The 24,889-nt window shown below is 56.8% G+C and carries 26 protein-coding genes and 2 tRNA genes; 10 read left to right on the top strand and 18 right to left on the bottom strand.

All coding sequences use genetic code 11. The features are described from left to right. Positions 1 to 16: 16 nt before the first annotated feature. From nusA to rlmE, 10 genes are all read right to left on the bottom strand, one after another. A complete protein-coding gene (gene nusA, locus ACW5W8_RS04105; RefSeq protein ID WP_498626530.1) occupies positions 17 to 1,519 on the bottom strand; it encodes a transcription termination factor NusA in 1,503 nt (500 codons plus the stop codon). Positions 1,520 to 1,533: 14 nt separating this feature from the next. Next, complete coding sequence (gene rimP, locus ACW5W8_RS04100; protein WP_042060102.1) at positions 1,534 to 1,992, bottom strand: ribosome maturation factor RimP; 459 nt, start codon at positions 1,990 to 1,992, stop codon at positions 1,534 to 1,536. A gap of 166 nt (positions 1,993 to 2,158) precedes the next feature. Continuing rightward, positions 2,159 to 2,235: transfer RNA gene (locus tag ACW5W8_RS04095), tRNA-Met, on the bottom strand. A gap of 92 nt (positions 2,236 to 2,327) precedes the next feature. Further along, positions 2,328 to 2,412 (bottom strand) — tRNA-Leu (locus ACW5W8_RS04090). 7 nt (positions 2,413 to 2,419) lie between these two features. Next, positions 2,420 to 2,746 carry a preprotein translocase subunit SecG gene (secG, locus tag ACW5W8_RS04085; RefSeq protein ID WP_005338811.1) on the bottom strand — a complete coding sequence of 109 codons (327 nt, stop codon included), beginning with the start codon at positions 2,744 to 2,746 and terminating at the stop codon, positions 2,420 to 2,422. Beyond that, positions 2,747 to 3,511: a triose-phosphate isomerase gene (tpiA, locus tag ACW5W8_RS04080; RefSeq protein WP_498626529.1), complete on the bottom strand. Its 765-nt coding sequence runs from the start codon at positions 3,509 to 3,511 to the stop codon at positions 2,747 to 2,749. A 131-nt stretch (positions 3,512 to 3,642) separates the two neighbouring features. Further along, positions 3,643 to 4,977, bottom strand: a complete 1,335-nt coding sequence (glmM, locus tag ACW5W8_RS04075) for a phosphoglucosamine mutase (RefSeq protein ID WP_498626527.1) — start codon at positions 4,975 to 4,977, stop codon at positions 3,643 to 3,645. Between the two features lie 15 nt (positions 4,978 to 4,992). Further along, positions 4,993 to 5,838: a dihydropteroate synthase gene (gene folP / locus ACW5W8_RS04070; RefSeq protein WP_498626526.1), complete on the bottom strand. Its 846-nt coding sequence runs from the start codon at positions 5,836 to 5,838 to the stop codon at positions 4,993 to 4,995. Between the two features lie 59 nt (positions 5,839 to 5,897). Next, entirely contained in the window at positions 5,898 to 7,844 is a 1,947-nt protein-coding gene (gene ftsH / locus ACW5W8_RS04065; protein ID WP_498626525.1) for an ATP-dependent zinc metalloprotease FtsH, read from the bottom strand. A gap of 45 nt (positions 7,845 to 7,889) precedes the next feature. Continuing rightward, positions 7,890 to 8,519: a 23S rRNA (uridine(2552)-2'-O)-methyltransferase RlmE gene (gene rlmE, locus ACW5W8_RS04060; RefSeq protein ID WP_498626523.1), complete on the bottom strand. Its 630-nt coding sequence runs from the start codon at positions 8,517 to 8,519 to the stop codon at positions 7,890 to 7,892. A gap of 97 nt (positions 8,520 to 8,616) precedes the next feature. On the opposite strand from rlmE, the gene yhbY reads away from it, so the two are divergent. Both yhbY and ACW5W8_RS04050 read left to right on the top strand, forming a co-directional pair. Next, positions 8,617 to 8,913, top strand: coding sequence for a ribosome assembly RNA-binding protein YhbY (gene yhbY / locus ACW5W8_RS04055; protein WP_033114153.1), 297 nt, complete (start codon positions 8,617 to 8,619; stop codon positions 8,911 to 8,913). Between the two features lie 103 nt (positions 8,914 to 9,016). Further along, positions 9,017 to 9,601, top strand: a complete 585-nt coding sequence (locus tag ACW5W8_RS04050) for a PilZ domain-containing protein (protein ID WP_498626521.1) — start codon at positions 9,017 to 9,019, stop codon at positions 9,599 to 9,601. A gap of 50 nt (positions 9,602 to 9,651) precedes the next feature. Here the strand turns inward: ACW5W8_RS04050 and greA are convergent, their stop codons facing one another. From greA to pomA, 3 genes are all read right to left on the bottom strand, one after another. After that, complete coding sequence (greA, locus tag ACW5W8_RS04045) at positions 9,652 to 10,128, bottom strand: transcription elongation factor GreA (RefSeq protein WP_498626519.1); 477 nt, start codon at positions 10,126 to 10,128, stop codon at positions 9,652 to 9,654. A gap of 156 nt (positions 10,129 to 10,284) precedes the next feature. Beyond that, a complete protein-coding gene (locus tag ACW5W8_RS04040; RefSeq protein ID WP_498626517.1) occupies positions 10,285 to 11,178 on the bottom strand; it encodes a flagellar motor protein MotB in 894 nt (297 codons plus the stop codon). An 8-nt stretch (positions 11,179 to 11,186) separates the two neighbouring features. Further along, positions 11,187 to 11,945: a flagellar motor protein PomA gene (gene pomA / locus ACW5W8_RS04035; protein ID WP_431360741.1), complete on the bottom strand. Its 759-nt coding sequence runs from the start codon at positions 11,943 to 11,945 to the stop codon at positions 11,187 to 11,189. A gap of 211 nt (positions 11,946 to 12,156) precedes the next feature. On the opposite strand from pomA, the gene xseB reads away from it, so the two are divergent. Genes xseB through dxs form a run of 3 tightly spaced genes read left to right on the top strand, consistent with a single transcriptional unit; the run spans position 12,157 to position 15,189 of the window. Continuing rightward, positions 12,157 to 12,408: an exodeoxyribonuclease VII small subunit gene (gene xseB / locus ACW5W8_RS04030; protein WP_005338838.1), complete on the top strand. Its 252-nt coding sequence runs from the start codon at positions 12,157 to 12,159 to the stop codon at positions 12,406 to 12,408. After that, complete coding sequence (gene ispA, locus ACW5W8_RS04025; protein ID WP_064338656.1) at positions 12,409 to 13,299, top strand: (2E,6E)-farnesyl diphosphate synthase; 891 nt, start codon at positions 12,409 to 12,411, stop codon at positions 13,297 to 13,299. 21 nt (positions 13,300 to 13,320) lie between these two features. Continuing rightward, positions 13,321 to 15,189 (top strand): 1-deoxy-D-xylulose-5-phosphate synthase, encoded by a 1,869-nt coding sequence (dxs, locus tag ACW5W8_RS04020; protein WP_498626516.1) that lies wholly within the window; start codon positions 13,321 to 13,323, stop codon positions 15,187 to 15,189. 133 nt (positions 15,190 to 15,322) lie between these two features. Here the strand turns inward: dxs and ushA are convergent, their stop codons facing one another. Further along, the gene (ushA, locus tag ACW5W8_RS04015) at positions 15,323 to 16,996 is read right to left on the bottom strand and encodes a bifunctional UDP-sugar hydrolase/5'-nucleotidase UshA (protein ID WP_498626515.1); all 1,674 of its coding nucleotides are present in this window, start codon (positions 16,994 to 16,996) and stop codon (positions 15,323 to 15,325) included. Between the two features lie 267 nt (positions 16,997 to 17,263). Here ushA and ACW5W8_RS04010 point away from each other — a divergent pair, with 267 nt between their 5' ends. The 3 genes from ACW5W8_RS04010 to ACW5W8_RS04000 all read left to right on the top strand — a co-directional run bounded on the left by ACW5W8_RS04010 (position 17,264) and on the right by ACW5W8_RS04000 (position 19,070). Next, entirely contained in the window at positions 17,264 to 17,608 is a 345-nt protein-coding gene (locus ACW5W8_RS04010; RefSeq protein ID WP_498626513.1) for a DUF2956 domain-containing protein, read from the top strand. A gap of 143 nt (positions 17,609 to 17,751) precedes the next feature. Continuing rightward, on the top strand, positions 17,752 to 18,087 hold the full coding sequence (locus ACW5W8_RS04005) for a hypothetical protein (protein WP_005335280.1): 336 nt from the start codon (positions 17,752 to 17,754) through the stop codon (positions 18,085 to 18,087). Between the two features lie 113 nt (positions 18,088 to 18,200). Continuing rightward, on the top strand, positions 18,201 to 19,070 hold the full coding sequence (locus tag ACW5W8_RS04000; RefSeq protein WP_498626512.1) for a tetratricopeptide repeat protein: 870 nt from the start codon (positions 18,201 to 18,203) through the stop codon (positions 19,068 to 19,070). Positions 19,071 to 19,124: 54 nt separating this feature from the next. Here the strand turns inward: ACW5W8_RS04000 and ACW5W8_RS03995 are convergent, their stop codons facing one another. Both ACW5W8_RS03995 and fkpA read right to left on the bottom strand, forming a co-directional pair. Continuing rightward, on the bottom strand, positions 19,125 to 20,531 hold the full coding sequence (locus tag ACW5W8_RS03995; protein WP_498626511.1) for a sigma-54-dependent transcriptional regulator: 1,407 nt from the start codon (positions 20,529 to 20,531) through the stop codon (positions 19,125 to 19,127). 151 nt (positions 20,532 to 20,682) lie between these two features. Then, positions 20,683 to 21,486: an FKBP-type peptidyl-prolyl cis-trans isomerase gene (fkpA, locus tag ACW5W8_RS03990; protein ID WP_498626509.1), complete on the bottom strand. Its 804-nt coding sequence runs from the start codon at positions 21,484 to 21,486 to the stop codon at positions 20,683 to 20,685. 118 nt (positions 21,487 to 21,604) lie between these two features. Between fkpA and ACW5W8_RS03985 the strand changes: the two genes are divergently transcribed. Together ACW5W8_RS03985 and ACW5W8_RS03980 are read left to right on the top strand one after the other, a co-directional pair. Further along, entirely contained in the window at positions 21,605 to 22,573 is a 969-nt protein-coding gene (locus tag ACW5W8_RS03985; RefSeq protein WP_498626508.1) for a WD40 repeat domain-containing protein, read from the top strand. Between the two features lie 14 nt (positions 22,574 to 22,587). Further along, positions 22,588 to 22,803, top strand: a complete 216-nt coding sequence (locus ACW5W8_RS03980; protein WP_005335285.1) for a SlyX family protein — start codon at positions 22,588 to 22,590, stop codon at positions 22,801 to 22,803. A 126-nt stretch (positions 22,804 to 22,929) separates the two neighbouring features. On the opposite strand, the gene ACW5W8_RS03975 is transcribed toward ACW5W8_RS03980, so the two are convergent. Next, positions 22,930 to 23,871, bottom strand: a complete 942-nt coding sequence (locus tag ACW5W8_RS03975) for an ABC transporter permease (RefSeq protein WP_498626506.1) — start codon at positions 23,869 to 23,871, stop codon at positions 22,930 to 22,932. 4 nt (positions 23,872 to 23,875) lie between these two features. Next, a complete protein-coding gene (locus ACW5W8_RS03970) occupies positions 23,876 to 24,850 on the bottom strand; it encodes an ABC transporter permease (RefSeq protein WP_041207966.1) in 975 nt (324 codons plus the stop codon). Between the last annotated feature and the right edge of the window lie 39 nt (positions 24,851 to 24,889).

Below are 24,889 nucleotides of genomic sequence, written 5' to 3'. Positions count from 1 at the left end.
TTTCCTCCGTTTGATCTTACTCGGACTGCTCTTCTCCGAACCAACAGATATTGCGAGCAGCCATAATGAGCTCACCTGCCTTCTCGGCAGTCAGCCCTTCAATATCAGCAAGGTCATCGATACCTTGCTCAGCCAAATCTTCCAGGGTGCCCACGCCACGGCCCGCCAGAGCGTAAGCCAGTTCGCGGCTCAGACCGTTCAGATTGAGCAGCTCTTCAGACGGCTCAACGCCATCGAAAGACTCTTCTTTGGCCAGTGCCTTGGTAGTCAGGGCATCTTTGGCGCGCTTGCGCAGCTCTTCGACCATGTTTTCATCCAGACCGTCGATAGCCAGCAGCTCGTTGACCGGTACAAAGGCGATCTCTTCCAGGGTAGAGAAGCCCTCTTCCATCAGCAGACCGGCGAAATCGTCGTCGATGTCCAGGGTGCTGGTGAACAGGTTCATGATGCGGTCGTTTTCGGCCTGGTGCTTGGCACGCATGTCCTCAACGGTCATCACGTTCAGCTCCCAACCGGTCAGCTGGGAGGCCAGACGCACGTTCTGACCATTGCGACCGATGGCCTGAGCCAGGTTGGCAGCTTCCACGGCGATATCCATGGTGTGGTTGTCTTCATCAACGATGATGGAGGCCACATCGGCAGGTGCCATGGCATTGATCACGTACTGGGCCGGGTTGTCATCGTACAGCACGATGTCGGCGCGCTCACCGCTCAGCTCGGCGGAGACAGCTTGCACACGGGCACCACGCATACCGATACAGGCACCGATCGGGTCGATACGACGATCGTTGGTCTTCACCGCGATCTTGGCGCGGGAACCAGGATCACGGGCTGCGCCCATGATTTCGATCATCTCTTCACCGATTTCCGGTACTTCGATACGGAACAGCTCTTTCAGGAAGTCCGGGCTGGAACGGCTGACAAACAGCTGGGAACCACGGGCTTCCGGACGCACTGCATAGAGCAGGCCACGGACACGGTCGCCCGGGCGGAAGGTTTCACGCGGCAGCATGTCATCACGGAAGATCACGGCTTCAGCATTGCTGCCCAGATCCAGGATGACGTTGTCGCGGTTGCTCTTCTTGACCACACCACTGATGATGGTGCCTTCTTTATCTTTAAACTGATCAACTACTTGTGAACGCTCGGCTTCGCGCACTTTCTGCACGATAACCTGCTTGGCGGTCTGGGTAGTGATACGGTCGAAGGTCACAGAGTCGATCTGGTCTTCAACATACTCACCGATCTGGATTTCCGGCTGATCAATCTGCGCCGCTTCCAGGGTGATCTCAGCATAGGGGTTTTCCATCGCGGCTTGATCCGCAATGACTACCCAGCGGCGATAAGTGTCGTAGTCACCGGTCTTGCGATCGATTTCGACCCGAACTTCAATCTCGCCTTCATATTTCTTCTTGGTCGCAGTCGCCAGCGCAGTTTCCAGAGCCTGGAAAATCTTCTCGCGGGGTACCGCCTTCTCGTTGGATACTGCGTCAACGACCAGCAAAATCTCTTTATTCATATCCGATAGCCTCGTTAACCAAAGTTCGGCACTATGTTCGCTTTTTGGATATTGGTGAAAGCCAACACGTCGTCCTTACCATCTACTGTCAGGGTGATCATGTCGCCTTGCACAGCTTTGATTACGCCTTTGAACTTGCGGCGGTTATTTGTTGCCATCCGAAGCGTTACCGCCGCCTCTTGGCCAACGTATTTTTCGAAATGGGCAACCTTGAACAGCGGACGATCCATGCCGGGGGAGGATACCTCGAGGTAGTACTCCTCGGTGATGGGATCTTCGACGTCCATGATGGCGCCAACCTGATGGCTGACCTCAGCACAGTTCTCGACAGTCACACCCTGCTCGCCGTCGATATAGACACGCAAGGTGGAGTGTTTACCCGCACGGATAAACTCAATACCCCAAAGTTCAAAACCCAAGGCAACGACCGGAGCCTCGAGCAGATCGGTCAAACGTTGTTCCAACGTAGCCAAAGTCACCCTCCGAAAAACAAAAAAAGGGCATAAAGCCCAGATAGAGATCGATACAGAGTAAATTGCACATAACAAAAAGCCCCGATGTCAAATCGGGGCTTGGCGCTTTACCCTGATTGTCGCCTCGCAGCGACCGCCTTCCTGAGCGTAGGAAATGCGTGAAATTTGGTTGCGGGGGCCGGATTTGAACCGACGACCTTCGGGTTATGAGCCCGACGAGCTACCATGCTGCTCCACCCCGCGTCCGAAATCGTGCGAGATTATAGCCACTTCACTCTCTCGATACAAGACTGACTGGCTATAATACACTCGGCTTCCCGAGCTCACTGCTTAATTGGTGCCGTGGGCGGGACTCGAACCCGCACACCCTAGAGCACTACCCCCTCAAGATAGCGTGTCTACCAATTCCACCACCACGGCAAAACTCTTACTCGGGAACGTCAGTATCTTTCTTCACTGGCGCTTTGGTCTGCTCAACCTGTTGGGTTTGTTGCAGATTTTCCCACTCACTACCCTGCTTTACCTTGTTGCTGGACATAGATCCAAGCACCAGGCTGATAACGAAAAACAGAGTAGCCAAAATTGCTGTTGTTCGGGTCAGGAAACTGCCTGAACCACCGGAGCCGAATACTGTGTTCGATGCCCCTGCGCCGAAGGAGGCGCCCATATCAGCCCCTTTACCTTGCTGAATCATCACCAGACCAATCAGAGCCAGTGAAACCAGCAGATAAACGACTAAAAGAATCTCGTACATTTAACTTGCACCCTTTGCCGCTTCAACAATTCCTAAAAACGCATCGCTATCGAGGCTTGCTCCGCCAATCAGTCCGCCATCAATGTCGGGCTGTGCAAACAAATCTCTCGCGTTGCTCGGCGTTACGCTCCCACCATAGATGATTCTAACTTTCTCACCTATTACCGGAGTATCCTCCGCCAAGCGACCACGTATAAAGGAATGAACCTCTTGTGCCTGCTCGGGTGTGGCGCATTTACCTGTACCTACAGCCCAAATCGGCTCGTAGGCGATGATAGCATTATCGAAAGCCATCGCGCCATTTTTCTCTATGACGATATCCAGTTCTTCGGCGATCACCTCGAAGGCTCTTCTCGCCTGCCTTGCTGCACCTGACTCACCTAAACAGAGGATGGGAATCAAACCTGCCGCTCTGGCTGCCGCAAACTTCTCTGCGACGATAAAACTGGTCTCACCAAAGAGACGCCTGCGCTCGGAGTGCCCTACCAATACGTAACGACACCCTGCCTCAACTAGCATCTGACACGAGATTTCTCCTGTGTAAGCGCCAGCATCGTGCTGACTCACATTCTGAGCCCCCAACTTTATTACTTTCTGCTCATTGAGCAGTGAAGCGGTAAAGTCGAGATGCACATGGGAAGGACAGAGAACCACATCTACTTTTCCGTCAACACCGTTCAGGCACTGACTCGTAAACTGCTCTAACTGCGACCTACTACCGTGCAACTTCCAGTTGGCTGCTACAAACGGCTTGCGATGTCCCATCGGCAACTCCCTTGCGAAAGCGGGGCTGATAATATCCAGAGGATGCTCAGCTGACAAGTGCTATTTTTAAATTTTCGAATCGTTTGAACAAGATACAACCAGGACGGCTAAAAAGCCGCCCTAGCTGTTCATTAAAACGCCGACTCAACCTGCTTGGCGATGCGCTGAGCCATATCACGCACCTGCTGTTCATGCTCCCCTTCGACCATGACCCGGATCAGCGGTTCGGTACCGGATTTACGCAACAGCACGCGGCCACGACCAGCCAGTTCCAGTTCTACCTTGGCAACCTCATCCATGACAGCATCAGCCGCCAGCGGATCCTTGCCTTCGGCAAAACGAACATTGACCAGAACCTGCGGGAACTTGCTCATGCCGGAGCGCAGCTTGGCCAGCGGCATCTCGGCGCTGCGCATGGCGGTAAGCACCTGCAAGGCGGCTACGATACCATCACCCGTAGTGGTCTGATCTAGGCAGATAATGTGGCCAGAGTTCTCGCCACCGATGCGCCAGCCCTTCTCTTCCATCATCTCCAGCACATAGCGGTCACCCACCTTGGCGCGGGCAAACGGAATGCCCAGGGTTTGCAGCGCCAGCTCCAGACCCATGTTGGCCATCAGGGTGCCGACGACACCGCCTTTGAGGCGACCATTGCGCAGGGCATCGCGCGCGATGATATAGAGCACTTCATCACCGTCGATGAGATAGCCGGTATGGTCGACCATGATCAGACGGTCACCATCACCATCAAAGGCAACCCCCAGATCGGCCTTGCACTCCAGCACCTTGGCAACCAGTGCGTCAGGTGCAGTCGAACCGACACCATCGTTGATGTTGAGACCATCCGGGGCACAGCCCATGGTGATCACTTCGGCACCCAGCTCGCGGAAAACCGACGGCGCAATGTGATAAGTAGCGCCGTGGCCACAGTCGACCACCATTTTCACCCCATCCAGATTCATGTGGGAGGGGAAGGTGCTCTTGCAAAATTCGATATAGCGACCGGCGGCATCATCGATACGCACTGCTTTGCCAAGTTCGGCCGACTCGACGCACTTGAGCTCGTGATCCAGCTCGGCTTCGATAGCCATCTCGACATCATCGGGCAGCTTGGTGCCGTCGGCGGAGAAGAACTTGATGCCGTTGTCATAGAAGGGGTTGTGGGAAGCGCTGATGACGATGCCAGCTTCGGCACGGAAAGTGCGAGTCAGGTAGGCAACCGCCGGTGTGGGCATCGGCCCCATCAGAATGGCTTTAAGGCCTGCCGCAGAGAGCCCCGCTTCCAGCGCGGATTCCAGCATGTAACCGGAGATGCGGGTATCCTTGCCAATCAACACCTTTTTGGTGCCCTTCTTGGAGAGCACCTTGCCGGCAGCCCAACCCAATTTCATTACAAAATCAGGAGTGATCGGGTATTCGCCAACCTTGCCGCGCACACCATCGGTACCGAAATACTTTCTTGCCATTGTCTGTTCTCTTTATTATCTGGAAATAAAATCTTGTCCCGTCATTGCCAGCCAACCGACGCGCAATGCGTCCATGGTCTCCCTTACATCGTGTACCCTGATGATGCGAGCCCCATGCTGCATACCGATAAGGGCGCATGCCAGACTGCCCGCCAGACGCTCATCCACCGGACGGCCCAGCAGGTTGCCTATCATAGACTTTCGCGACATCCCCACCAATAGCGGCAAGCCATAATCAAGCAGTTCCTTTTGAGCCGCCAACAGCTGATAGTTGTGTGCAAGGGTTTTGCCAAAACCATATCCCGGATCCAGCAACAGCTCTTCACGACGGATCCCGACCGCCAGACAAGCCGCAATACGCTCATCAAAGAAGGCGCGCACCTCCCCGATCAGGTCGTCATAGTGCGGCTCGACTTGCATGGTTCTCGGCTGCCCCTGCATATGCATCAGACAGACAGGGACAGCAGCCTCAGCCGCGGCTTGCAGTGCTCCAGGTGCTTGCAGCGCCCGCACATCGTTGATCAAATGGGCACCCACCTTGCAACCCTCCCGCATCACCGCCGCTTTGGAAGTATCGAGGGAGATCATCACATCCAGCTCACGGACCATCTGTTCCACGACAGGAATGACCCTGTCCAGCTCCTCCTGCTCGCTCACATCGGGCGCACCAGGGCGGGTTGACTCGCCACCGATGTCGATGAGGGTCGCACCGTCAGAGACCATCTGCCGCGCATGGGCCATCGCACGTTCAAACTGATTGAAATTGCCGCCATCGGAGAAGGAGTCGGGCGTCACATTGAGGATCCCCATCACATGGGGACGATCGAGGGAGAGGCTAAGCCCCTTGCTGGTTAACTGCATTTTCACGTCCATCTGATAAAGAAAAACCCCGGGCAAGCCCGGGGTTTGGAGAGTCACGATTATTTGGCCGGGACGTCGTTGGCTTTGTCGATAGTGACATCCGCCACCGGTGCCGCCTCATCGGCCGGTTTGGCCTCGGCAGCCACAGTGGAACCACCTTGCGGGGTATCACCGTGCTCGTCATGCCAGTTGCTCGGAGCACGAACCTCGCGACGGGCCATCAGATCATCGATCTGTTTGGCGTCGATGGTCTCGTACTTCATCAGCGCATCTTTCATGCTGTGCAACACGTCCATGTTATCCAGCAGGATCTGCTTGGAACGGGCGTAGTTGCGGTCGATGACCTGCTTGACCTCGGCATCGATGACGCGAGCGGTATCGTCGGACATGTGCTTGGCCTTGGCCATGCTGCGACCGAGGAACACTTCACCATCTTCTTCCGCATAGAGCATTGGGCCGAGACGCTCGGACATGCCCCACTGGGTCACCATCTTGCGGGCGATATCGGTAGCACGCTCGATGTCGTTGGACGCACCGGTAGAGACCCTCTCGGCACCATAGATCAGCTCTTCTGCCAGACGACCGCCGTACAGACTGGAGATCATGGACTCCAGATGCTGCTTGGAGTGGCTCCAGCGATCCTGCTCAGGCAGGTACATGGTCACACCCAGCGCACGGCCACGCGGAATGATGGAGACCTTGTAGACGGGATCATGATCCGGAACCACGCGACCGATAATGGCGTGACCCGCTTCGTGATAAGCCGTCATCTCCTTCTCAGACTCTTTCATCACCATAGAGCGGCGTTCCGCGCCCATCATGATCTTGTCCTTCGCCTTCTCGAACTCGGCCATGGAAACTACACGGCGGCTCTCGCGAGCAGAGAAGAGGGCTGCCTCGTTGACCAGGTTGGCCAAATCCGCACCGGAGAAACCGGGAGTACCACGGGCAATCAGTGCCGGATTGACGTCATCCGCCAGCGGAACTTTGCGCATGTGCACTTTCAGGATCTGCTCGCGACCACGGACATCCGGCAGACCGACCACAACCTGACGGTCGAAACGGCCCGGACGCAGCAATGCCGGATCCAGTACGTCGGGACGGTTGGTCGCAGCGATGACGATGATGCCTTCGTTGCCCTCAAAGCCATCCATCTCGACTAGCATCTGGTTCAGAGTTTGCTCACGCTCATCGTGCCCACCGCCCAGACCGGCGCCACGCTGGCGACCGACCGCATCAATTTCATCGATGAAGATGATGCAGGGGGAAGATTTCTTGGCCTGTTCGAACATGTCACGCACCCGGGAGGCACCGACACCGACGAACATCTCCACGAAATCGGAACCTGAGATGGTGAAGAACGGCACCTTGGCCTCGCCCGCAATAGCCTTGGCTAGCAAGGTCTTACCGGTACCGGGAGGACCAACCAGCAGCACACCGGTCGGGATCTTGCCACCCAGTTTCTGGAATTTGCTCGGGTCGCGCAGATAGTCGACCAGCTCCTTCACCTCTTCCTTGGCTTCATCGCAACCAGCTACATCGGCAAAGGTGGTCTTGATCTGATCTTCGCTCATCAGGCGAGCCTTGCTCTTGCCAAACGACATGGCACCTTTGCCACCGCCGCCCTGCATCTGACGCATGAAGAAGACCCAGACACCGATCAGCAGCAGCATCGGGAACCAGGAGATGAAGATAGAGGTCAGCAAAGACGGCTCTTCCGGCTTCTCGCCCATCACTTTGACATTGTGATTGAGCATGTCGTTGAGCAGCTGGGGGTCCGGCGCCGGGATGATGGTGGTGAATCGTTCACCAGTACGCTTGACGCCATTAATGACCTTACCATCCATCCGCACTTCACGGATCTGCTCTTGGGTCACCTCTTTAACGAAGCTGGAATAGTCCAGCTGGCGACTGGTGGTATCGCTGGGGCTGAAGCTATTGAACACCGACATCAACACGACGGCGATGACCAGCCACAGGATTAAGTTTTTCGCCATGTCACTCAAATCAGTAACCTCGCAGACTGACAGTTAACGATGAAGGTTAGGGTACTACAGTTTAAAACCGGTAGCCACAATGTAGACTTCCCGTGATCTGGCGCGGGATGAGTCTGGTTTACGAATTTTGACAGCGGAGAAAAGTTGACGAATTTCATTGAGATAGGCATCAAAGCCCTCTCCCTGAAACACCTTTACCACAAAACTGCCGTCACTGCGCAATACCTGATTGCACATATCCAGCGCCAGTTCGACCAGATACATGGAACGTGCCTGGTCCACCTGCTGGGTACCGCTCATATTCGGCGCCATGTCGGACATGACGACATCTACCTTGTCCGGGCCGACCCGTTCCAGCAGCGCGCCCAGTACAGCTTCCTCCCGAAAGTCTCCTTGAAGGAAATCGACACCGGCGATGGAATCCATCGGCAGAATATCACAGGCGATCACCCGCCCCTTGTCACCGACCTGGTCGATGGCAAACTGGGACCAGCCACCGGGAGCCGCCCCCAGATCCACCACCGTCATGCCCGGCTTGAGCAGTTTATCCTTGCCCTGGATCTCGTCGATCTTGAACACGGCACGGGATCTCAGTCCCAACTTTTGGGCTTTTTTGACGTATTGATCGTCAAAATGCTCTTTTAACCAGCGGGTTGAACTGGGGGAATGTTTTTTCTGGGTCATGATAATCGACTTTAAAAAACCACAAGGGTTATTAGTATTAAGGGCTAAGTGGGGGTAGAATACGCCCCTTTCAACCCTGACTTATGAAGAAATTGCGATGATTCTCAACAACAAACAGAAACAGTACCTCAAGGGCCTGGCCCACAGCCTCAAACCTGTCGTCCTGCTGGGTCAGCATGGTCTGACCGAAGGCGTACTGGCCGAGATCGATCTGGCACTGAACCATCACGAGCTGATCAAGGTTAAAGTTGCGTCTGAAGATCGTGAGATGAAACAACTGGTTATGGATGCCATCGTCCGTGAAACCGGTTCAGTCAAAGTACAGAGCATGGGCCATGTGCTGACCATTTATCGTCAGGCCAACGAACCCAAGATCCAGCTGCCCCGCAAATAAAAGGAAAGAGCGCAGCTCTTTCCTTCTTCCACTTCTTCCCGAGTCGCTTGCCAAAGTAGTCGCCAACCCCTTAACCTGCGATGAATACTTCCGGACACGCGCTATGGCTCACCATCAAATTCTAACCGACGATGAGCTGGCCATGCTGCGGGACTTGGGGAGCAATCAGGAGAGTCATCTCCTGAGTGGTCACCTCGATGGTCCCATGCTTGGCTTGCTGCAAAAAGCCGACAACCTCGTACTCGAAGCCCGCTTCGCAGGACACCAGCTACGCTTTCCCCTCACCTTTACCCAAAGAGAAGATGGCTTCGTCGAGCCCCGCTTATCTGCACCGGTCATCAGGGAGTTGGGGTTTGCGCAACCGCGCGCCTGGCGTCTCACCCAAAAAGCCAAGCTATGCAGCGAGCTGGGCCTGTTTCAGGTTCTCAGCCTCTCCCTCAACGGGCTCATCGTCGAGAACATGCCTCTCGGCATGGTGGCGGATACACAGCTCAACGGCGAACTCTGTCTCGATGAGGAAGAACCTCTGCCACTGCAGGGACGATTGGTCAGGTTAATCAAATCCAACCCGGCCAGCGCCACCTGGGCGATCAGCTTCCAGATGAGCGAAAGCGACATAGAGCGCCTGCGCCACTGGCTGTTTCAACGTCATCAGGATGCCTTTACCGAGGCCTATCAGGCCGGGTAAAGAGAAACAGGGGAGCACCAGCTCCCCTGTCCCATCAAATACTGCAGCGCTTAGAGATAAGCAACGTCCAGCACTTCATATTCCACATCGCCAGCAGGCGTCTTGACGATCGCAACATCGTCCACTTCCTTGCCGATCAGGGCGCGGGCAATCGGTGAATTGACGGAGATAAGGTTCTGTTTGATGTCGGCCTCATCATCACCCACGATGCGGTAAACCACCTCTTCCTCTGTCTCGCTTTTGAGCAGAGTCACCGTCGCGCCAAAAATCACGCGGCCGTTGTTGGTCATCTTGGTGACATCGATCACCTGCGCATTGGAGAGCTTGGCTTCAATCTCCTGAATGCGGCCTTCACAGAACCCCTGCTGCTCGCGAGCGGCATGGTATTCGGCGTTTTCCTTCAGATCGCCGTGCTCACGGGCATCGGCAATCGCTTCGATAATCTGGGGACGAAGCTCGGTCTTGAGATAATCGAGCTCTTCGCGCAGCTTCTCAGCGCCGCGAACAGTCATCGGAGTATGATTCATAGTCGAAACCTGGGTTGCTTGAAAATAGAAGCTGCGACCATCTGCAAGGAGGCCGCAGCAATCGGTTCGGATGGGGCATCTTAATATGAAGCCGACACAAAATCCACGTCAGCCCCCTGATGCAGATCCCACTTGCATCATCACAATTACACTCGCTTACTTCCCTTCCGGCACCGAAATGGGAGCCGAAACGGTCGGCTTGCCCTGCATGATGGAAATCTCGACCCGCCGGTTCATCCGGCGATTATCGGGGGTGGTATTGGGCACCAATGGCTGGGAATCCGCCATTCCCTGCACCACCAGACGCCCCGGATCAAAACCGGGGACCTTGATCATCTGGTGCGCGACCGCCACCGCCCGCTGTGACGACAGCTCCCAGTTGGACTGGAACAGCTCATCTTCGGTTGCCACGTTGTCAGTGTGACCGGAAATAGTGATTTCACCCGGCACATCCTTGAGCAGGGTCGCAACTTTGCGAATAACCGGCCAGAACTGGGGCTGCAGAAACGCCGAACCGGCCGGAAACGACGCTTTTTCCCTGATCCGGATAATGATCTGCTGGCCCAACGCCTCGATCTCGATGGCACCATCCTGGATCTGCTCTTTCATCTGTTCAGCGAGCGCTTTTGCCAAGGTATTGGACTGCTGCTGCGCCTTCTGTGCATCCTGCGCGGTATCGCCTCCTGTCTGCTTGCCATCACTCTTGTCCTGACCACCGGCCTGATCCGCCTCGCCGGGCAGAAACTCCAGCTCGGTCTGGGTCATATCGATAGTCTGCTGCATCACAGTATCAATCGGCGTGGGCTCGGGGCGACCGGGCCTGAACTCCTGGGCAATCACCGAGGTTCCCTTCGGAATATCTTTCACCTCGAGGATGTTCTGTACCCCGAACGCCTTGTCCATGGAACCGGCTATCTGCTTGAACTTCTGTACGTCCATCTCGGCAAAGGAGAGCAGCAGCACGAAGAAGCACATCAAGAGCGACATCAGATCAGCAAAGGTTCCCATGTAACCGGGCAACCCTGGCGGCGGGCATTTGCAATCAGACATAGTGCCCCCTATTCGGTGCCGGTATTACGTTTGGACTGGTTGAGATAATTCTGCAGCATGGACTGGATCACCCGCGGATTCTGACCATCCTGAATCCCCATAATGGCATCAAGGATCAGGGTACGACTGAGCTTTTCCTCCCCGCTGCGCAGCTCCAGCTTGTCTGCTATCGGGATCGCCAACATATTGGCCTCAATAGCCCCGTACAGAGTGGTAAGCAAGGCCACCGCCATCGCCGGGCCGATCGACTTGGGATCACTCATGTTGGCCAGCATGGCCACCAGACCCACCAACGTACCTATCATCCCCATGGCAGGGCCCAGATCCCCAAGGGTACGGAATACCTTGATGGCAATGACATGGCGTTCGGCTGTCAGGTCGATATCCTTTTCCATCACGGCACGCACCACATCGGCATCGTGACCATCCACCAGCATGTCGATCCCTTTTTTCATAAATGCATTGGGGATCTCTGCGGCCTCCAGCGCCAGAAAGCCCCCTTTGCGAGCCGCATCAGCCAGCTCGACGGCTTTGGTAATCAGGTCTTCAAGCTTGTCGCCTTTGTACATAAAGGCTTTGCCCGCCACCTTGAATGCCATCAGGAACTGGCCAAGGTTGAACTTCATCATGGCGATGAAGATGGAACCAAAGATGGTGATGTAGACCGATGGCATATCCACATACATGCTCATGGGCCCACCCAGCAGCATGCCGTACACCACCACCCCGAAACCCAGCACTATCCCTATCAGACTGCCTAGATCCACGTCCCTACTCCTGTCACCGGTTCTTATGCCTAATTATAGTTTGTTGAATTTTCTGCTATTGCGACCCTAGCGGCAAGCATGCATCCACTGAGAATGATGGCTCATTATCGGCCAGTTTAGCGAGAGTTTGAGGGGGCAATGCTTTTCTGCCTCCCCCCTGTGGACGGTCGATGTTAATATAAGCCGTTTTTTGCAATCCCCGAGGATGGACATGGCCAGTAAAAAAATCGACCGTCTGAGTTTTGATGCCACTCTGGAAGAGCTGGAAACCATCGTTCATCAGCTGGAACAAGGTTCCCTACCCCTGGAAGAGGCACTCAAGCAGTTCGAGCAGGGAGTTCATCTGGTTCGGGCCGGTCAGCAGAAGCTGGAACTGGCCGAACAGAAGATCCAGATCCTGCTCAGTCAAGCTGATGGCAGTGACCAGCTCGCCCCCTTCCAGCCAGAACAAGGAGAGGAGTGAGTGGCGCTGGACCATTTTTCCCGTCTGCATCGTCAGCGTATTGACGACTGTCTGTCAGCACAACTTGAATCCTTGCCCGCCATGGCGCCGCGCCTGCGCGATGCCATGAGTTATGGCCTGCTGCTGGGCGGCAAGCGGGTTCGCCCGTTTCTGGTCTACGCGGTCGGCGAGATGCTGGGCGTCAAGAGCGAACTGCTGGATGGCCCCGCAGCTGCCGTGGAGTGCATCCACGCCTACTCCCTGCTTCACGATGACCTGCCCGCCATGGATAACGACGACCTGCGTCGTGGTCAGCCAACCGTTCACAAGGCGTTTGACGAAGGAACCGCCATTCTGGCCGGTGATGCGCTGCAGACCCTGGCGTTCTCCATTCTGGCCGATCACCCCATGCCCGACTCCTTGATGGCCAACCGTGTGCGGATGCTGAGTACCCTCGCCCGCGCCTCCGGCTATCTCGGTATGTGCGGCGGTCAAGCGCTGGACCTGCAGGCTGAAGGGCGCCAGATCACGCTTGCCGAACTGGAGCAGGTACACCGCCACAAGACCGGTGCGCTGATTGAATGCGCCGTGGCGCTCGGCGCCCTGTGCAAAGCCGATGTCGATGACGCCACGCTGGCTGCCCTGCAAACCTATGCCGCCGCGATTGGCCTCGCCTTTCAGGTGCAGGATGACATCCTCGACATCACAGGTGATACCGCCACCCTGGGCAAGCCACAAGGTTCTGACCTAGCGCTGGAGAAAAGTACCTATCCGGCCCTGCTCGGACTCGAAAATGCCCGTGAGCTGGCTCGCGAACTGCATGGGAAAGCCTTAACAGCCCTGCAATCCTTGCCCTACAATACCGACATTCTGGAAGCGTTTGCCGATTACATCATCGAGCGAACCCACTAAACGCTGGATAACAGTAACAATATGAGCGTTGATATTAGCAATTTCCCCAACCTGGCCCTCGCGGACACTCCGGTCGAGCTGCGTTCCTTGCCCAAAGATCGGCTGCCGGTGCTGTGCAACGAGCTGCGCGAATATCTGCTGCGCTCTGTCAGCCGCTCCAGCGGACACTTTGCCTCCGGTCTCGGCACGGTCGAACTGACCGTGGCCCTGCACTACGTCTACAACACCCCGTTCGATCGGCTGATCTGGGATGTGGGCCATCAGGCCTATCCCCACAAGATCCTGACCGGGCGCCGTGATCAGATCCACACCATCCGTCAGAAAGACGGTCTGCACCCCTTCCCCTGGCGTGGCGAGAGCGAGTACGACGTGCTCTCCGTCGGCCACTCCAGCACTTCCATCGGTGCGGCGCTCGGTATGGCGGTCGCCGCCGAGAGTGAAGGGCTGGGTCGCAAGGTGGTAGCGGTGATCGGTGATGGTGCCATTACCGCAGGGATGGCCTTTGAAGCGCTCAACCACGCCGGCGATGTCCATAAAGACATGCTGGTGATCCTCAACGACAACGAGATGTCCATCTCCGAGAATGTCGGGGCGCTCAACAACCATCTGGCCCGGGTCATGTCCGGCAAGCTCTACACCACCATCCGCGAAGGCGGCAAGAAGGTGCTGGCGGGTCTGCCGCCGGTCAAGGAGCTGGCCAAGCGGGCCGAAGAGCACCTCAAGGGAATGGTGGTGCCCGGCACCCTGTTCGAGGAGTTCGGCTTCAACTATATCGGCCCCATCGACGGTCACGATATCGAGGCACTGGTCGAGACCCTGCGCAACATGCGCAACCTCAAGGGCCCGCAACTGCTGCACGTCAAAACCAAGAAGGGCAAGGGTTACGAGCCGGCGGAGAAAGACCCTATCGGTTATCACGCCGTGCCCAAGTTCAATCCTGACGATTGCTCCCTGCCCAAGGCGAGCAGCGCCAAACCCACCTTCTCCGCCATCTTTGGCCAGTGGCTGTGCGACATGGCTGCCAAAGACGAGAAGCTGGTCGGCATCACCCCCGCCATGCGTGAAGGCTCCGGGCTGGTGAAATTCAGCCAGCAGTATCCGGACCGCTACTTCGATGTGGCCATTGCCGAGCAGCATGCAGTCACGTTCGCCGCGGGTCTTGCCATCGCTGATAAAAAGCCGGTGGTCGCGATCTATTCGAGCTTCCTGCAGCGTGCCTACGATCAGGTGATCCACGACGTGGCGCTGCAAGATCTGCCTGTGCTGTTCGCCATCGACCGGGCCGGTCTGGTGGGCGCCGATGGCCCGACCCATCAGGGGGCGTTCGACATAAGCTTCCTGCGCACCGTGCCCAACATGGTGGTGATGACGCCATCTGATGAGAATGAGTGCCGCCAGATGCTCTATACCGGCTATCTCCATCAGGGCCCTGCCGCAGTGCGCTATCCGCGCGGCAGCAGCCTGAGCGACGCCCCCATCTCGTCAGAAATGCAGGCGCTGGCGCTTGGCAAGGGACGAATCCTGCGAGAGGGCAAGGGCACCGCTATTCTGGCCTTTGGTACCCTGCTGCACCACGCGAAAGTGGCCGCAGAGGCACTGGATGCCACTCTGGTGGACATGCGCTTTGTCAAACCGATGGATGAGGCGCTGGTGCTGTCGCTGGCGGCCAGCCACGGTCACTTCGTCACCATCGAAGACAATGCCATCATGGGTGGCGCCGGTTCGGCGGTGAACGAGCTGCTGATGCGCAATAAACAGTGCAGGCCGGTACTCAACCTCGGCTTGCCGGATCGCTTTGTGGAACAGGGTACCCAGCAGGAGATCTATGCCCTGCTCGGTCTGGACGATGCAGGCATACAGCGCAGTATCGAAAGCTGGCTGCAAGCCTGACGAGACACGATGTGATGCAATAGACAGGAAAATTCAGTAACGGTTCGAAAAAATCCCCAGGTAATGCCTGGGGATTTCTCTAAAAGGGCTTCCGAGTGTAGCTCATGTTATGATTATGCCAAAATAACGGAACTCACTTGCAACCATAGCTAACTGTTGAGTTGATATAGCTCACCTCGTTCTTCGGCTCATAAGCGGCAACATAAATGAACTTTTGATCCTGGATATAGTTTTTCAACACATCAGCATCAACCAAACCTGCGTTTTTGGTTGTGATCTTGGGATAACTATCACCGCCATCCGCACTGTAGCTCGGAATAGCAAAGCTGTAAGTAGCCGCAGGGTCAAACGCCTTGCCACCAACGCGAGAAATATTCACGCTCTTGGCTTGGCAATCCACTACCATCTCGATACCGCCAAACTGGGCATAACCGCCGGAACCGCTGGTCTTGGTCGCAACCTGTCCCAGATAGGCAGCCAGCTCGCTTCCCTGCATCTCAGCCCTGTTAACTTGGTTGCCGAAAGGATGCACCTTCAAAACGCTGCGGTAGGTGATTTCACCTGCAGGAATATCATCACGCACACCGCCAGAGTTGACGATGCCAAAGTCAGTGTTCAAACGGGAAGCTGTGGCGGTAGTGATTAAACGACCTAGGTTGGTCTGCTTCGCTCGCACCACAGAACGGTTACCTATCAGCAAGCCATCAGTATCACCGATGCGCTCATTGAGTTTTTCCTGGCCCTGTTCCTGATAGGCGAGCAGGGTGTTATAGAGCTCAGGATCCTTGATAATTTCGTCCTGTACAAACTTGCCATCACTACCTTTCAGGTTGACCGGGATCAGGTCATAGCTGGTCATGGTCAACTTGCCATTCTGGTACTCAAACTGGGCACGGCCCACATATTTTCCCCACTCATGGGCCTGCATAATCCAGGTGCCATTCTGGTTATCCGGTTTACAATTATCACCCGGCTTGAAATTGGCGTTGTACTTGTTCGGGGTGCTCGGCTCCATACAGACCGGGTTCTGGGAGTGGCCACCAATGATGCCATCCAGGGTGCCAACCGGCAGCTTGCGAGCCATCTCCACATCGCCCGGCGCATTGCTGCCGTGCTGACCATCGGCATAGTGGCCCATATGGGTGATGGCGAAGACCAGATTGGCCTCTCTCTTGTCACGGATCTGCTTGCTCAATGCAGCCGCTTCCGTGGTTGGATCGCGAAACTCCAAGGTTTCCACATTGGCAGTTGCCGCCAGCTGAGCAGTATCTTCAGTGGTCAAACCCAGTACGGCAACCTTGAGGCCGCTCTCCAGCTTGAACACTTTGTAGGGATCGAAGTAGCGCTTGCCGCTCGCCTTGTCATAGATGTTGGCGGAGAGCATGGGGAACTTGGCCCAGCTGCGCTGCTCTTCCAACGTTTTAAGCGGATTGTCAAACTCGTGGTTACCCACCGCCATGGCATCGTAGCGAATGCTATTCATCGCCATGAAGTCAGGCTTGGCATTTTGCATATCGGACTCGGGTACCCCGGTATTTACATCACCGCCAGAGAGCATCAGCACTTCACTGCCAGCCGCCTTGGCCTCGCTACGCAGCCGATCGACCAGGGTCTTCTGGGCAGCCATGCCGTACTCATCTTTCTCGTTATGCCAGAAACGGCCGTGGGTATCGTTGGTGTGCAATATGGTCAGTTTGCAGACATTTTCGGTGCAGGGTGCAACGGTGTCATTAGTCGAGGTATTACAGCCAGTCAGTGCAGCAAGCACGGCCAGTGCCACGCCGCCTTTGATAAAGTTATTATTCATTTCCATATCACCTTGATTGTTTTGTTATTTACCAACCCTGTCCAGCGGGTCGGGCGCCAATATAACAAACAACAGATGACCGTTTTTCATCGATGACTCACAAATTCTGCTAATTGTGATCTTCGGCCCAACATCCAGCTTCCTGCTGATTTATCAGTTTTTTTGTTGAGCAGTCACTCACTTGCTCCCCTCCCGCACCAAGGAGCACCACCCGGACGCGCCTTTATGGCATACTCCCCAGCCAGCCATGCCCGAGGAGATGATTTGATGGCCAAGTACGACAAGATTTCCCCCGAGACCCAGCAGGAGGCGATGAAAATTGCCCGTGCCAACCAGAAGCCGGGGCAGACCAAGGAACAGACCCAGCTTATCGCGCAAGGGATCCAGAAAGGCATCGACGAATACAAGAAACAGATGAAGGCGCGGGCCCGTGAAGCGAGCCGCCAGAAAAAATTGCAGGCCAAAGCCAGGCAACCACAGGGCGCGCCCCAAACCGAAGAGCAAGACGATCAGCTGGAGCTGGTTGAAGTAAGCCATCAGCATCCCCTGCCCTGGATCTTGCTGGTGCTGAGCTGGGTGGGATTTGCAGCAGCCTGGTTCTGGTTGCACTAAGACGCGCTAGCAAACCTTTATCCGGGATCCTCTTCACAGCCCGGGCCCGGGCTGCTGGTGATTACCTGCGAAGAGTGATTAAATCCCGCGCCTCTTGCACCGGACAACCGTTTTTTTGACGATCAGTTTTCAGGAAAGATGTTATGAACCCCGCTCCGCTCTATCTGCTGGCCCCTTTTGTTCTGTTCCTTGTGACCATGCTGCTCTATCGCATTTCGCCGCTGCGGGCGGTCGCCGCCGGTGGGGTACGCTGGTTTATCCTCCCCGCCTTCACCCTGTTTATTTTGCTGATCATCATCAATGGAGCCGCCGATCCCACCCTGCGCGATCCGGCATTCCACTGGTTGATGCCGGGCCTTGGCTTTGCCCTGAGCCTGTTTCCGGCCCTGCCCAAGGCGCTGGTGCCAAGGCTCGCCATCAAGGAGGGTGCCTTTGCCGCCCTCGGTCTGATGCTGATGAGCCTGGCCATGGTCTACTGAGCAACTGGCCACAGCCGTAAACATGACTCAAGGGGCGCTCTGTGACGGGCGCCCCTTGTACAAACAATGGCCTGCAGGCATCTTGGTGACAGGATAACCAGCAAGGAGGCCAAATGGACAATCCGCCCGATTTCATGGCGCTGTGGGATTATCAGGATCCCGCCGCCAGTGCCCTTCGTTTTCACACCCTTCTTCCCGAAGCGCGCGCCGCCGCCGACCTGCAACTCGAACTGGAGTTGCTGACCCAAATTGCCCGTACCCATTCGCTGCAGCGCCAGTTTGCCGAAGCCCATCAGCTGCTCGACGAGATAGAGCCTCGCCTCACCGACACAACCCCCAGAGCGCGGATCCGGGCCCTGCTGGAGCGAGGCCGCACCTTTAACTCGGCGGGCGACAAAGCAAGTGCCAAACCGCTTTTTGAACAAGCCTGGCAGTGGGGACTCAAGGAGAAGGAGACCTATCTCGCCATCGACGCCGCTCACATGATCGCCATCGCCGTACCGCTGGAAGAGCAGAGCCGCTGGCATCAACTGGCGATGGAGCTGGCGGAACGCAGCAGTGACGAGAAGGTGCGTGGCTGGCTGGCCCCCCTTTACAACAATCAGGGCTGGACCCTGTTCGAACTGGGTCGCTTTGAGGAGGCGAAAATCCAGCAGCAGAAGTGTCTGGCCTGGCATCTGCAGCATAACCAGCCGGCCAAGGCGTTTATCGCCCGCTGGAGTCTGGCTCGCCTGACCCGGGCCCAGGGGCAGCACCAGCAGGCGCTGGCAGAGCTGCACCAGCTCAAGGCCGATATGGCCGAGGCTGGCGAACCTGAGGATGGTTATCTGTTCGAGGAGCTGGGGGAGAATGCCTTGGTGCTGGACGATCCGCTGACCGCGGAATACTTCTCCCGCGCCTGGTTTCTGCTGTCGCAGGACCGCTGGTTCAGCGCCCATGAGGGGGAGCGACTGGCCCGCCTCAAGTGCCTCGCCAAACTCTGATCCCCAAAATAGCAAGGGCGGCACGCTAGCCGCCCTTTCTGCTGGCAAGATGGTTCAGGCCCGATTGGACTCTTCCCACCCCTGCTTTTTACGGTAAATGGTGGAGGGGCTGATCTCGAGCAGGGCCGCCGCCTTGGGAATATTGCCGTCACAGCTGGCGATGGCCTGTTCGATCACCTCTTTCTCCACCAGCCAGAGCGGGCGGATTGGCCCGTTGGCCACCCCGGCGGCTGCCGGAGCCGATGCCACCGCTGCCGCAATCGCAGTCGGTGGCTGGGGACGACCCCCATTGAGTGGTGGCGGTAGAATATCCGGGCTCACCAGCTCCTTGTCGTTGAGCACCACGATATTGCGCACCACGTTCTGCAGCTCGCGTACGTTGCCAGGCCAGGGGTAGTCGAGCAGCACTCGCGCCGCCTCGACATCGAAATCCTTGAAGCGTTTGTTCTCCTCCTTGCCGTAGCTCTGCAGCAGGGTACGCGCCAGCAGCAGGATATCCTCGCCCCGCTCCCGCAGCGGCGGCAGGGTGAGGGGAATGACGTGGAGCCGATAGTAGAGATCCTCGCGAAAACGGCCCGCTTTTACCTCGACCAGCGGATCCCGGTTGGTGGCGCAGATAAAGCGGACATCTACCGTCTCGAGCTTGCCACTGCCGACTCGCTGCACGGTGCCGGTCTGAATAAAGCGCAGCAACTTGCTCTGCAGATCCAGGTCCATCTCACAGATCTCGTCGAGAAACAGGGTACCGCCATCAGCCAGACTGGCCGCCCCCTTGCGATCCCCTTGGGCGCCGGTAAAAGAGCCCTTCACATGACCGAAGATCTCGCTCTCCATCAAATCGTGGGGAATGGCGGCGCAGTTGAGGGCAATAAAGGGCTGCTCGCTGCGGGGACTGCACTGGTGAATCGCCTCGGCACACACCTCTTTGCCGGTGCCGCTCTCGCCAGTGATAAAGACGGTCGCCTTGCTGGGCGCCGCGCTCTCGATGATGCGATAGACCGCCTGCATCGACATGGAGGCACCGATAAAACCGAAGAAGGAGCTGCGCTCGAAGTTCTCCCGATAGTGGGCAACCAGCGAGCTCAACTGCTGGTGTTTCAAGGCATTGCGAACGGTGGCGCAGAGCCGCTTGCTGTCAAACGGCTTGGTCAGAAAATCGAAGGCACCGAGGCGCATCGCCTCCACCGCCACATCCACCGAGCCGTGGGCGGTGATCACCACCACAGAGCAGGGCAACTGCTGTTCGGTGATCATTTGCAGAATATCCATACCGGACATATCCGGCAGCTCCAGATCCAGTAGCACCACGGGGGGAGGACTTGCCAGCAACTGCGCCAACGCCTGTTGACCGCAGTCGGCCAGCACCACCTCGTACCCCTCCTGGCGCAGGTACTGTTCATAGACCACCGCCAGACTACGGGTATCTTCCACCAGCAGGACACGCGATTTATTTTCAGCCACTGGACTCATCCTTGTATTTGATTCTGCGATCTATTTTGCCTTATTTTCGCGCGCAAACCCAACGCCAAGACAGCTCTGTTATCCCGCGATTGCAGGGAATACACAAGTAAAAACGGCTCCTTAAGGAGCCGTTTTCATCGATACAAAGGAATTACTTCTTGGCGTCTTCTGCAGCCGGCTTCTCGATAGCCAGCAGTTCGACGTCAAACACCAGCACGGCGTTAGCCGGGATGGAGCCTGCACCATGCTCGCCGTAGGCCAGCTTGGACGGCAGGAAGAACTTGAACTTGGAGCCAACCGGCATCAGCTGCACGCCTTCAGTCCAACCCGGGATGACTTGGTTGAGCGGGAAGGTGGCCGGCTCGCCACGATCGACGGAGCTGTCGAACTTGGTGCCGTCGGTCAGGGTTCCAGTGTAGTGAACCTTGACGATATCGGTAGACTTCGGCTTGGCGCCGTCACCCATCTTCTCGACCAGATATTGCAGGCCGGATTCGGTGCTCTTCACACCCTCTTTCTTGGCGTTGGCAGCCAGGTACTCTTCGCCCTTCTTCAGATTCTCAACGGCGTCTTTCTCGGCCTTGGCCTTGGTCAGCTCGTTGATCTTGGCGTCGTACTCTTGCAGTACCTTCTGGATCTCTTCATCAGTCATCTTGGCTTCTTTGCCCAGACCGTCGGTCACCCCTTTCAGGATCACCGCGTTGTCCAGTTTGATGCCCAGTTCCTGCTGACGCTCCAGGGTATTGGCGATGTAACGACCCATGGAGAGGCCAATTGCGTAGCCGGATTGCTCTTCAAAGCTCTTGGCTTCGGCCTTGGTCGCCTCTGCCGGCTTGCTGGCTTCTGCCTTCACTTCGGCGGTATTGGCCGCAGCAGGCTTCTCGTCTTTTTGGCAAGCAGTCAGACCGACGGCAACCGCCGCCGCCAACAGGGACACCTTCAGAAATTTGTTCATCAGTTTCTCCAAACTCCAAATACCGCTCTCGGTTCCATCGTGAAATGAGAGGTTTATCGTGATAAGCGCCTTATACTAACGCCGTGATCGCAGGTAACAAAAGCGTGAGACCGCAAAAATGATAAAAAGTGCCATTTATCTGGTGAGCCTATGTTTAATGCTCACCGGTTGCGAGCTGAGCTCCCAACCCAGCCAGCAAATGCCCCTCGCCAGCACGGGTCTGCTGACCGCAGATCTCTCCAGTGATGGCAAGCAGGCCATCGTCTCCAGCATCAGCCAGGGCATCATCGTCTGGGATCTGGAACAGAACCGTCAACGCTGGCGCTGGAAGCAATCCGACTCGGCGGATGATCTGGTATTCATTACCCGTTTTTCCGAGGGCAACAGCCATGCCGTCACCGCCACCCCCGACACCTTTGCTACCTGGCGGCTGAGCGACGGGCAATCACAAGGCTACTACTCACTTCCTGAATCCAGGCTGAGGGACATCGCGCTCTCTGCCGACGGTCGTTATGTGCTGATCGGGCGGGAAGATGGCAAGGCCGAGTGGCTCGACACCCGAAGCGGCCGTCGCCTGCAGTTTCTGGGGCACACCGAACAGGTCAATACGGTGGATCTCTCCGCCAACGGTCGCTACGCCCTGACCGGCGGCAACGACTACAGCGCCTATCTGTGGGATACCCGTAGCGGGCAGGTGATCTGGCGCTTCAACCATGGTGGCCGGGTGATCATGGCCAGACTGGAGCCGAGCGGCCGCTACGCCTTCACCGCCGACAGCAGCCAGGCCAGCATCTGGGAGCTGAAAACCGGCAAGGAGGTGAGTCAGCTGCAATATGATCACCGCTTCGAGGTCTACACCAGCGCCCGCTTTGCCAACGATGGCAAGTGGCTCATCACCGGCGCCCCTTCCCGTCAGCTCTCCCTGTGGCAAGTGAGTGATGGTGCCCTGCTGCAGAGCTGGCGCGTCTCGCCACAACCCAAGGTGAAACCGCCCAGCGCAGTGGTCTACGGCGTCGCTTTGCGCGACAATAGCCACCTTATCAGTGCCAGCTCCAGTGGTCTGGCCGAAATCTGGACAATCAAGTAAGGACCCGAAGGCCCATGAGTCAGCAACTTAACGATCGCATCGAAACCCTGGAAACCCGTCTCGCCTATGCGGAATACACCATAGAGCAGCTCAACGACGAGGTGACCACCCAGGGCCGTGAACTCGATCGGCTCAAATACCAGATCCAGCTGCTGATCGACAAATTGCAAAGCGTACAGCCCAGCCAGATTGCCAGCATGGCCGAAGAGACCCCGCCACCGCACTACTGATGGGTGTGCAATCAACAAGCTGTCTGCTCAAGACCAATAAAAATCCGAAACCGGCTAAACCGGTTTCGGATTTTTTTATCCAAATGCTCTGACAGCTGCGACTCGGCGCCTCAGAGTAGGCCCGCGTTACCCTTTGTAGATCTTGGGGTTAAACACATCCCGCAGCCAGTCACCCAGCAAGTTGATGACCAGCACCAGCACCACCAGACAGATACCCGGGAAGGCGGTGATCCACCAGGAGCCGGAGAAGATGTAGTTGAAGCCGACGCTGATGAGGGAACCGAGCGACGGTTGATCCACCGGCATCCCGAGCCCCAAGAAGGAGAGAGCCGCCTCGCTCATGATGGCGTTGGCCACCTGCACGGTGGAGATCACCAGAATGGGCGACAAACAGTTGGGCAGAATGTGGCGGAACATGATGCGCGGGGCGCGGAACCCCATCACCTTGGCCGCTTCCACATACTCCTTCTTCTTCTCCGCCAGCACAGAGGCGCGTACGGTACGGGCGTACTGCGGCCACTCGGCGATACCGATGATCACCACCAGCATCATGATGGCAAACTTCGAGTAAAACTCGGAGCCAAAGGTTGCCTGAAAGATGGCGGAGATGATGATCGCCACCATCATGGTGGAGAACGACAGCTGCACGTCGGCAAAGCGCATCAGCAGGTTGTCGATGCGGCCACCGAAGTAACCGGCAATCAGACCGATGACGATCCCCATCACCAACTGCAGCGCCACCGCAAACAGGCCGATGGTGAGGGAGATACGGGCGCCATAGAGAATGGTGCTCCAGATATCCCGCCCCTGGTTGTCGGTACCGAGCCAGAAACGCTCCTCGCCACCTTCGAGCCAGGAAGGGGGCAACTCGGCATCCATCAGATCAAAACTGGTCTGGTCATAGACGTTGTGCGGTGCCAGCCAGGGGGCCAGCAGCGCCGCCAGCACGAACACCACGAACACCGCAAAGCTGAACATGGCTACCTTGTCCCGCAGGAAGTAGTAGACGATGTCAGAGTTCTTGAATCGTGCCCAACGGCTTGGGCTTGCAGTTACAGCATTAGTCATGCGCTTACCCCTTGGCAGTCAGGTTAACGGTCGGGTTAATCAACCCGTAGAGCAGGTCGACCAGAGTGTTGGTCACCACGAAGATCAGCCCCACGAAGATGACGTAGGCGGTGATGAGGGGCGTATCGACCCGATGGATCGCCTCGAGGAACAGGAAACCGGTCCCCGGCCACTGGAACACGCTCTCGGTCAGGATGGTGTAGGCCACCATGGTGCCGATCTGCACACCACCGACGGTAATGACCGGCAGCATGGTATTCTTCAGGGCGTGCTGGTAGTAGACCTTGTTGTTGTCCAGCCCCTTGGCGCGGGCGAACTTGACGTACTCGGAGGAGAGCTGCTCCAGCATTTCGGAGCGCACCAGCCGGATAAACAGCGGCAGCATGATGGAGGAGAGCGACACCGCCGGCAGGATCAGGTGCTTGATACCGTCCCAGGTGAAGAAGCCCGACTCCCAGCCCAGCAGGTTGCGGGTCTCGCCGCGACCATAGGCCGGCAGCCAGCCCAGCTGGATGGAGAAGAGGTACATCAGCATGATGGCGGTCAGGAACACCGGGATCGAGATACCGATACTGCTCCCCGCCATGATGATCTTGGTGGGAATGCTGCGCGGGCGGATCGCCGAATAGACACCGAGTGGAATGGAGACCACCACGATGATGAGCGCGGCAGCAAACACCAGCTCAAGGGTAGCCACCAGCTTGTCGAGGATCACCTCGAGAGCGGGTCGCTTGAAGAAATAGGAGGTGCCCAGATCCCCGTGCACCGCATTTTTCAAAAAGCGGCTGTATTTGACGAGGAAGGGATCGTTAAGGCCCATCTTCTCGCGCAACTCGTGACGCTGGGCTTCGGAGACGGATTGTCCCACCAGCTCGCGCAACGGGTCACCCAGGTTATCCTGGATGGAGAAGGCGACCAGGCTGATGACGAACATCACTATCACGGCCTGATAGAACCGTTTCAGCAGGAATGTAAACATGCTTGTCCTTCTACGTGGCCTGTGTCGTGGCACAGGCTT

This window comes from Aeromonas aquatilis (assembly GCF_054052405.1).
Note: the sequence above shows the minus strand (reverse complement) of the source record. Positions and strands in the feature narration are given on the sequence as shown.

Coding starts and splice junctions, on each gene's coding strand:
- ACW5W8_RS04040 (WP_498626517.1), bottom strand. CDS start 11,178: ATGTCTGATTGCAAATGCCCGCCGCCAGGGTTGCCCGGTTACATGGGA.
- rlmE (WP_498626523.1), bottom strand. CDS start 8,519: ATGACCCAGAAAAAACATTCCCCCAGTTCAACCCGCTGGTTAAAAGAG.
- ACW5W8_RS04000 (WP_498626512.1), top strand. CDS start 18,201: ATGGACAATCCGCCCGATTTCATGGCGCTGTGGGATTATCAGGATCCC.
- ACW5W8_RS03980 (WP_005335285.1), top strand. CDS start 22,588: ATGAGTCAGCAACTTAACGATCGCATCGAAACCCTGGAAACCCGTCTC.
- ACW5W8_RS03975 (WP_498626506.1), bottom strand. CDS start 23,871: ATGACTAATGCTGTAACTGCAAGCCCAAGCCGTTGGGCACGATTCAAG.
- glmM (WP_498626527.1), bottom strand. CDS start 4,977: ATGGCAAGAAAGTATTTCGGTACCGATGGTGTGCGCGGCAAGGTTGGC.
- folP (WP_498626526.1), bottom strand. CDS start 5,838: ATGCAGTTAACCAGCAAGGGGCTTAGCCTCTCCCTCGATCGTCCCCAT.
- ACW5W8_RS04010 (WP_498626513.1), top strand. CDS start 17,264: ATGGCCAAGTACGACAAGATTTCCCCCGAGACCCAGCAGGAGGCGATG.
- ACW5W8_RS03970 (WP_041207966.1), bottom strand. CDS start 24,850: ATGTTTACATTCCTGCTGAAACGGTTCTATCAGGCCGTGATAGTGATG.
- greA (WP_498626519.1), bottom strand. CDS start 10,128: ATGAATCATACTCCGATGACTGTTCGCGGCGCTGAGAAGCTGCGCGAA.
- ACW5W8_RS03985 (WP_498626508.1), top strand. CDS start 21,605: ATGATAAAAAGTGCCATTTATCTGGTGAGCCTATGTTTAATGCTCACC.
- fkpA (WP_498626509.1), bottom strand. CDS start 21,486: ATGAACAAATTTCTGAAGGTGTCCCTGTTGGCGGCGGCGGTTGCCGTC.
- xseB (WP_005338838.1), top strand. CDS start 12,157: ATGGCCAGTAAAAAAATCGACCGTCTGAGTTTTGATGCCACTCTGGAA.
- nusA (WP_498626530.1), bottom strand. CDS start 1,519: ATGAATAAAGAGATTTTGCTGGTCGTTGACGCAGTATCCAACGAGAAG.
- ACW5W8_RS04005 (WP_005335280.1), top strand. CDS start 17,752: ATGAACCCCGCTCCGCTCTATCTGCTGGCCCCTTTTGTTCTGTTCCTT.
- tpiA (WP_498626529.1), bottom strand. CDS start 3,511: ATGGGACATCGCAAGCCGTTTGTAGCAGCCAACTGGAAGTTGCACGGT.
- secG (WP_005338811.1), bottom strand. CDS start 2,746: ATGTACGAGATTCTTTTAGTCGTTTATCTGCTGGTTTCACTGGCTCTG.
- ACW5W8_RS04050 (WP_498626521.1), top strand. CDS start 9,017: ATGGCTCACCATCAAATTCTAACCGACGATGAGCTGGCCATGCTGCGG.
- ushA (WP_498626515.1), bottom strand. CDS start 16,996: ATGAATAATAACTTTATCAAAGGCGGCGTGGCACTGGCCGTGCTTGCT.
- yhbY (WP_033114153.1), top strand. CDS start 8,617: ATGATTCTCAACAACAAACAGAAACAGTACCTCAAGGGCCTGGCCCAC.
- dxs (WP_498626516.1), top strand. CDS start 13,321: ATGAGCGTTGATATTAGCAATTTCCCCAACCTGGCCCTCGCGGACACT.